Origin of the sequence: Chroococcidiopsis sp. (assembly GCF_051657925.1) — a bacterium.
GTDB lineage: Bacteria > Cyanobacteriota > Cyanobacteriia > Cyanobacteriales > Chroococcidiopsidaceae > Chroococcidiopsis.
Genome location: NZ_JBOFLP010000125.1, coordinates 1 through 7,513, shown reverse-complemented (window position 1 = coordinate 7,513; position 7,513 = coordinate 1). Strand labels below are relative to the sequence as shown.

The following is a 7,513-nucleotide window of genomic DNA, read 5'->3' as shown; positions in this document are numbered from 1 at the left end:
CTACTTTTACGGCTAACGTTGCAGTAATAACTAAAAATGGACAGTCTTCTAACCTTGACTACCGCCAAAGCAATGTTTGGGTGCGTCACAACGGACGATGGATTATCGTCCATGAAAATGCTTCACCACCCGTGCAAATTTCTGCCAAAAACATCAAGGCGCGATCGCATCGAGAGAATAAAAACCAGGAGTCAATTCATGTCTCAAAATAATCTTAATGATGAGATTGAAATTAAAAATCTCACTCAGAAATGGTTTGATATTTGGAGTCAAAAAGAAAAACCATTTACAGGAAAAGGACTTGAAGAAGTTTTTGCTTCCAAAGCGGGTGAAATGCTCGTGTACGATGATTTTGATGGGGATGTAAAAATCATTCGGAGCGTACGAGAATATATTGATACTTGGATTCCAGTAATGCAAGAGCAGTTTTCGTATCATGAAATCCAACCTGAAGGTGAGATCGATCTCAAGATAGATGACAGTATGGCATTATCTACGTTTATTTGGGTGAGTAAAAGCAAGCTGAAAAATGGCACGGATATCAGCATTCGACAGTATGCAACCCATGTCTGGAAAAAAATCGACGGACGTTGGTGTCTCATTCACGAGCATCTAACTTTAGGCAAGAGTTAAGTTATATTTTGGCGATCCAATTCAAGAGCAGCATCACACCCAAGTAAACAACTCACCGCTAAATCGGAGTACCGATTATAGCGGGAGCTTTATCCCAGATTTCACCTATCGGAAAGAGGGACAATTGTCCAACGAAATTGACAAGCAATCCCCGGAATTTCGGGCGAGTTTACAAAAGTCACCCCAAGAGCAGCAATATTATTAGCCGCGTTTATATCAGCATCATGCTCAAATCCACAATGCCCACACTTAAAAACTTTTCCGTTGCGATACGACTTCCCTTTGACTGGGTGGACGTGATGGCAACGCGAACAAGTTTGACTGGTATAGGCAGGCGGCACAAATACCACTCTTACGCTAGCAATATTTGCTTTGTAACCAACGAACAAGCGCAGTTGATAGAACGCCCAATTATTAGTTCTACGACGTTCAACTTTACGAATTGGCTTTTGATTCAAAGACTCTCTAATGTTAGTCAGATCCTCAAAAGCCAATGCCGCGTTTATCCGTTTTGCATCTTGAACAAGTTGCTTAGAAATATTGTGATTCAACCACTTTTGAAACCTTTGTTCTCTACCGGAGAGCCTTCGCAACAATTTTCTAGAACTGCGCGTGCGTTTGCTTTGAACATTAGCTCTGACCTTACTGTATCGGTCACGAGTGTTTTGAATCTGTTTACCACTCCAAGAGTCACCCTTGGAAGTGGTGGCTATGTCGCGCCTGCCGAGATCCACCCCAATCACCTTGGGTGTTTTACCTGCGGGATTGGTAGGCAGGTCAATACAGATATTAATGTAGTAATCTCCTTGTTTCGTTTTATTGAGAGTAGCAGCCGTTGGGGATTGCCCTTTAAGCAATGCCAACTGGTAGTTACCAATACTCAACTTAAACTTAACTCGACCACACATCAAGGTAACGCCAACGGTTTGCAAATCCTCAATATACTGAAAAGTCCGCACATCCAAACTCAAAGATGTTGGTCTAAATTTGTGGACTTGTTTAACTGTTTTAGCGTTACCAATCACGCGGCGAATTGCTTGACAGACATGATTTGCTTTCAAACCAGTAGTTTCACGAATTGGCTTGTAAACCAAGTGATGAAGTTTGGTCGTGTTCCAGCAGTTCTCGCGTTTTGCAATCCCGTATATCTGATTGCAAGCGTCAGCAAATCCTTGCAAAGTGCGGTCTATCTCAGAGCGCAACTCTACAGGGACTTGAAGCTTGCATTTTACAGATATTGTTTGCATTCGGATAGCGTTGAAACTCATCCAATTATACCAAAAAACACAACACACAAACTAATGGCTAACAAAATATTTGTTAATTGCTCAACTGTCCCCCTCGTTGTTTGTGCTTTAGCACAAAAACACTCAGGGGACGTTTCACAATTAACCCTCCATTGCTCCCGCTACCAAGCTGAGTACAGCTATGGTGGAAGTCTCCTGGAGGTGTGAGATGAACGACGAATTAATTAATTCACAAGACTCACATAAGCCAATTACTGTATTGGTATCTCGTCATCCATGTAAAGGCAAGGAACGAGAATTTGAGAAAGCTTTGTCTGACACGATCGATGTTGCTCTTCAATTTCCGGGTCATTTGGGCGTGACTATTCTTAAACCACAAGCAAACGAATCAGATGCCTATCGGATTATCGTTAAATTTGACTGTGCAACCCATTACCAGCAATGGTATCGATCGCGGAGCGCAATATATTGGTTTAATGTGCTGGCACGTCTAGAAAAACAACCGCCTAATTTTGAGGTCATGACTGGTTTGGAAGCTTGGTTTGCGATTTCTAACTCCGCTACTCTTCGACCGATCGTGCCACCATCGAGATACAAAATGGCAATAATTACTTGGCTAGCTATCTTTCCCCTCATTGTAGGAATTAATTTGTTATTCGGGAATGTACTCAGTCAATTACCAATGTTGTTACGCAGTCTGATTTTGAGTGCCACTTTGGTTTTTCTGATGACTTATATTGTTATGCCTAGAATGACCAAATTATTTTCTCGTTGGCTGTATCCATCTACTTCTAAGTCTTAGAAAAAATTTATTTGAAAAGAAAACGATCTTGAATCTTCTCTATTTATTCTCGATCGCGATTTAATTTAAGGTTAATTCAATTAAAACAAACAAAGTATAAAAATTTTTCAGCGCGCCGAAACTAACTTTTTACTTGTCTTCATGCGGAGGTAAAAACCCATGAATTGGAAATGGCAAAAAATTGTATTTTCGCTAATTGCTGAAATTATTTTAAATTTTGTAGGATACGACCAAATAGCAGATTACACTCAGCAACCCCGGTCTAAAGACACGGGGCGATCTGAGCGTAAGCCTTTTAGCCCTAGCTGACCAGACTATTTGTTTAGGGCAAGAGTTAAAGACCTACTTCAGGATGCTTGCTAGTCCTGAACCCTAGAACCAGACGATTAAACAGATTTATGGGTTAAGTCAGTGTCGCCTGGATAGTAAGGATGCCTTGCTCTGAGGACACCTCAGATTTGCCTTCGGCATCCGTACCGACCCTAAACATTGTCGAAGCCAACCTTACCGATTTGGAGTACGCAGCAATGCAAAATTATGTCTTTGTTATCGACCAAAACAAACAACCTCTCAACCCAATTCCACCGAAAAGAGCAAGAGAATTGTTGACCAAACAAAAAGCTGCTGTATTCAGGATGTATCCATTTACGATTATTTTGAAACACGCGGTTTTCAACCCTGCGCCAAAGCCATTAACTATAAAATTAGACCCAGGCAGCAAGGTTACTGGAATTGCAATTCTAGAAGGAGCAAATGTGATTTGGGCGGCTGAATTGGAGCATAGAGGAGGACAAATCAAAAACTCATTATTAGCTAGACGCTCCTTGCGGCGCAGTCGCAGAAACCGCCACTCCAGATATCGTCCAGCACGTTTTGATAATAGAAAACGCTCATGTGGATGGTTGCCTCCATCATTAATGCATCGCGTTCTGACGATTGAAACTTGGGTTAAGCGCCTAGTTCGTTATGCTTCTATTACTCAATTGGTGATGGAGTTAGTTAAGTTCGATACTCAAAAACTGCAAAATCCCGAAGTTGATGGAGTCGAGTATCAACAAGGGGTGCGATTCGTTTCTCCGAAAATGGAAGGTTTAGTCGCCTGAAGTGTATGGAGAGCAAGGCTCTCAGTCTATTATATGGACTGAAACGAAAGAACCTTGACAACTTAATGACCATGTAGGTGAGTCCCTGCCGAGCCAAAAGCAAAGATAGCAGGTTGGAGATAAGCCATAACAAGTTAACCTCCATAATAACAAGTCCTACCGCTTAGGTGCTGAGTTGAAAGCGCTACCCAAGCCCGTCAGACCAGCAATCCGACAGGTAATTCGTGCAAGGGGTAGTAAAAGTGAGGGTAAGTCAGGAGTCTGCCTGATAATCCCCTCTAGCAAGAGATTATGAGCAGCGTACAGAGAAGGTGCTACTAACCATCGTTAGGTATAACCAGTGAAAACAGACTGAAGCCATGAGGCAACACTGGGAGTGACAAAAGTCCATAGGTTTAAGGGAGCTAAACGAGTACCTTGTCGTTTAGCAAGCACTTCCCACAACCTCGGTGGACAGCACCGCTCTAAAATCTCAAACAAATGGTCATTAGGAACGAAGTAACTTTTACATATCTCTCAGTGAGGTCGATACCTGAGCAGGTTGCTAACCGCATGATATGTAAAAGCGGGATTGTGAAAGAAGCTAACGCCCTCGCGTAATTGGAGGGATACGCAGACGTTCACACATTGATTTGGAAGATAGAGTTGTGATTCAGAGTTCAAATGTCTAATACAGAGTCAATCAAGACAACTGTGGAATGGAAGATAACCGACTGGCGAAAGCTAGAGCGGACAGTTTTTAAGCTCCAAAAGCGAATCTATCAAGCCTCTCAACGTGGAGAAAATCGAACAGTCCGCAGGCTTCAGAAAACGCCGTTAATGCCACGCGGTGGAGTTTATTTCATACCTTGAAAAACCTGCTACTAACAACAACGTTTACGGGCGGACAAACCAAGTACAACAGAACTCGATACGATCTAGACAAGCAGCATTGGATTGATGCAGCTTGTGTTGGAAATGTCGCAGAAATTAAGCTGATAACTCAACAACCATTGCTGATTAAATGCAATGGTTGGGGAACCCGTCAAATGTGTGGTACTGACAAATATGGATTTCCAACCCGTCACAGAGAACGAAAACAAATCCACTTTGGCTTTAGAACGGGCGACATTGTTAAAGCTGTCGTTACTTCTGGAAAGAAAATAGGCGAATATGTTGGTCGGGTTTTATGTCGCAAAAGTGGTAGTTTCGATCTTGCTACAAAAGCAGGAAGGATAGCTGGAATTAGTCATAGATTTTGCACCCCAATTCACCTCAAGGATGGTTATTCGTATGGATTTTGAGAATTGCGGACGGCGGATTTATCCGCCTGTCGTCGCGCTTGCTCCAGCTAGTCAAGAGACTGGGCTTGCGCGCGACTTGTTATTTTCGTGAATTTATTTCGGCACAATCATCAATAACCGAGGATCGTATCTCAGAAACTTTCAGGGAAATTTTGCCATTTTCTTCCCTAGTTTTTCCCGATCGCCCTTTAACCTAGCAAAAAAAGCGATCTCGGATAGGGAGTAGGGGAAAGTAGAAAGTAGCAGGTAGCGAGTGTGCTGCGTAGCAAATTTTGATTTTTGACTTCACTCGATGCCCGATGCCCGATGCCCGATGCCCGATGCCCAGTGCAGCATTGCCCAATAAAGAATGAATGAAGATTTAGTAAATTTAGTCAAACAACTCGAAACAAACCTAAGCAAGATGGAGGCGGCATTAGGCGCGATCGCTGAGGCGGTTGTTTGGACTGGTGAGGATTTGCGGGTGGAGTGGTGCAATACTCATTTTGAGGAGTTAGTCGCAAAACCCAAGCAAGCTATTTTGAATTCTAAACTGATTGACATATTACCTTTATTTAAAAATGGTCAACCTTTAGAGAGCGATTCCTATCCCGATCGCCAGTTGCTAAATGCTCGCTACGAAACAACTGAATATAAATTTATTCATGGCGATCGCGAATTGTCGCTCGAAATATCTGGTAAGTGCCTAGAATCGCACGAGGGAGAAAAAACGGCGATTTTGACAATTCGTCAGCACAATTTCCAGCAATCGAAAACAGCTTTAACTCTGGGCGAATTAAAATATACAAAGCTGTTTGAAAACTCTCAGGTTGGCATTGCGCGCACTCGCTTCGAGGATGGACTATTTTTAGATGCCAATCAACGCTGTGCTGAGATTTTAGGTTTTAGTTCTGCATCTTCGCTAATTAATCGCATAACTACTAACGAATTGTACGTTAATAAGGGCGATCGCCTATCGATTCTTCGTAAATTGTACAAAAACGCGGGAGTCTGTAATTTTGAAATTCAACTAAGGAAGCAAAATGGGACACTCGTCTGGTGTTTGTTATCGCTGCACCTCAACCCAGAAGAACATTGTATCGAGTCTGTTATTACCGATATTAGCGATCGCAAACGAACGGAAGCAGCTTTACAAATCAGCGAAGCAAAATATCGCGATTTGGTAGAGACTGCTAACTGCATCATTCTTCGTTGGGATAGCGATGGCTATATCAAATTTCTCAATGACTACGGACAGCGTTTCTTTGGCTTCGATTTGAAAGAAATTATCGATCGCCCGATAGTTGGCACGATCGTACCGTCAAAGGAAACAAATGGACGCGATTTGCAACAATTGATGAGCGATATTTGCCATCATCCAGAACAATATTTATACAATGAAAATGAAAATATTTCTAAGCAAGGAAAACGAGTTTGGATCGCTTGGGCGAATCGACCGAGATGGGACGAACATGGTAATCTAATTGAAGTTTTATCGGTAGGGACTGATGTCACCCAACGCAAACGAGCAGAAATAGCACTGCGCCACAGCGAATTAAAGTTTCGCAATTTATTTGAAAATTCTTTAGTTGGAATTTATTGCAGTCGCTACGACGATGGTTTGATTTTAGAAGCGAATCAACGCTTTATCGAATTAATTGGTTATTCTTTTCCTTCTCAAGTAGTCGGTAAAAAATATGCTGGCGATTTTTGTGCTTCTCCTCAAGTGCGCCAACACATGATGAAACAATTGCGTCTGCATGGAGAAGTGAATAACTTTGAAGTGAGAATTAGAAAGCTAAACGGTTCGATCGGTTGGGGATTGTATTCAGCACGCTTGAATTTAGAAGATAATTCTTTGGTGTCGGTAATTACCGATATTAGCGATCGCAAACAAGCAGAAATGGAATTAGCCGATCGCGAACGCAATCTCAGACAACAAAGTCAAGCTTTAACTTTTCTAGCACAGCATAAAGCACTTTCAGAAGGCAATTTAACCTTAGCCTTAGAAACTATTACCGAAACAGCCGCAATCCCTTTAGAAGTCGAACGTGTGAGTATTTGGCTTTTAGATCGCGATCGTACCAAACTACAATGCGTTGACTTATACGAACGCAGCAAACACCAACATTCAGCAGGAATCGAACATACTAAAGTCGAATATCCTGCTTATTTTCGCATACTGCAAGAATTAGAATTCGATCGTACCATTGCCGCTCATGATTCTGGGCGCGATCTTCGCATGGGTGAATTTTTGAATTCTTACTCGATCCCTAACAAAGTAGCTGCCAATCTCGATGCACCGATTAGAGTAGAAGGTGAAATTGTTGGTATTGTTGCCTTCGAACATGTTGGCGCTACTCATCATTGGAGTTTGATGGAGCAAAATTTTGCTGCTTCGATCGCCGATTTTGTCGCTCTTGCCCTAGAAACCCAACAACGCCAGCAAACACAAGCGATTCTCAA

The 7,513-nt window shown here is 42.2% G+C and carries 8 protein-coding genes and 1 pseudogene; 8 read left to right on the top strand and 1 reads right to left on the bottom strand.

Annotated features, from left to right (window positions below; all coding sequences use genetic code 11):
• Positions 1-212, top strand: a 212-nt coding sequence (locus ACRC32_RS09365) for a nuclear transport factor 2 family protein (protein ID WP_438553708.1), incomplete at its 5' end; no start/stop codon positions are given.
• Positions 199-633, top strand: a complete 435-nt coding sequence (locus ACRC32_RS09360; RefSeq protein ID WP_438553707.1) for a YybH family protein — start codon at positions 199-201, stop codon at positions 631-633. The genes ACRC32_RS09365 and ACRC32_RS09360, both read left to right, overlap by 14 nt.
• Before the next feature lie 101 nt (positions 634-734).
• Here the strand turns inward: ACRC32_RS09360 and ACRC32_RS09355 are convergent, their stop codons facing one another.
• Positions 735-1,880, bottom strand: coding sequence for an RNA-guided endonuclease InsQ/TnpB family protein (locus tag ACRC32_RS09355; RefSeq protein ID WP_438553706.1), 1,146 nt, complete (start codon positions 1,878-1,880; stop codon positions 735-737).
• Between the two features lie 208 nt (positions 1,881-2,088).
• Between ACRC32_RS09355 and ACRC32_RS09350 the strand changes: the two genes are divergently transcribed.
• The 6 genes and pseudogenes from ACRC32_RS09350 to ACRC32_RS09325 all read left to right on the top strand — a co-directional run.
• Positions 2,089-2,682: a hypothetical protein gene (locus ACRC32_RS09350; RefSeq protein ID WP_438553705.1), complete on the top strand. Its 594-nt coding sequence runs from the start codon at positions 2,089-2,091 to the stop codon at positions 2,680-2,682.
• Positions 2,683-2,841: 159 nt separating this feature from the next.
• Positions 2,842-2,991 (top strand): hypothetical protein, encoded by a 150-nt coding sequence (locus ACRC32_RS09345; RefSeq protein ID WP_438553704.1) that lies wholly within the window; start codon positions 2,842-2,844, stop codon positions 2,989-2,991.
• A gap of 122 nt (positions 2,992-3,113) precedes the next feature.
• Positions 3,114-3,785 (top strand): RNA-guided endonuclease IscB, encoded by a 672-nt coding sequence (iscB, locus tag ACRC32_RS09340; RefSeq protein WP_438553703.1) that lies wholly within the window; start codon positions 3,114-3,116, stop codon positions 3,783-3,785.
• 663 nt (positions 3,786-4,448) lie between these two features.
• Positions 4,449-4,637, top strand: coding sequence for a reverse transcriptase N-terminal domain-containing protein (locus ACRC32_RS09335; RefSeq protein ID WP_438553702.1), 189 nt, complete (start codon positions 4,449-4,451; stop codon positions 4,635-4,637).
• Positions 4,595-5,068: pseudogene (locus ACRC32_RS09330) on the top strand (RNA-guided endonuclease IscB); the annotation flags it as partial. The gene ACRC32_RS09335 and the pseudogene ACRC32_RS09330, both read left to right, overlap by 43 nt.
• A 349-nt stretch (positions 5,069-5,417) precedes the next feature.
• The coding region (locus ACRC32_RS09325) for a PAS domain S-box protein (RefSeq protein WP_438553701.1) at positions 5,418-7,513 on the top strand (2,096 nt) is incomplete at its 3' end.

Bases quoted from the DNA above. Each gene is read 5' to 3' on its own strand.
- ACRC32_RS09355 (WP_438553706.1), bottom strand. From the start codon at position 1,880: ATGCAAACAATATCTGTAAAATGCAAGCTTCAAGTCCCTGTAGAGTTG.
- ACRC32_RS09350 (WP_438553705.1), top strand. From the start codon at position 2,089: ATGAACGACGAATTAATTAATTCACAAGACTCACATAAGCCAATTACT.
- ACRC32_RS09360 (WP_438553707.1), top strand. From the start codon at position 199: ATGTCTCAAAATAATCTTAATGATGAGATTGAAATTAAAAATCTCACT.
- iscB (WP_438553703.1), top strand. From the start codon at position 3,114: ATGCCTTGCTCTGAGGACACCTCAGATTTGCCTTCGGCATCCGTACCG.
- ACRC32_RS09345 (WP_438553704.1), top strand. From the start codon at position 2,842: ATGAATTGGAAATGGCAAAAAATTGTATTTTCGCTAATTGCTGAAATT.
- ACRC32_RS09335 (WP_438553702.1), top strand. From the start codon at position 4,449: ATGTCTAATACAGAGTCAATCAAGACAACTGTGGAATGGAAGATAACC.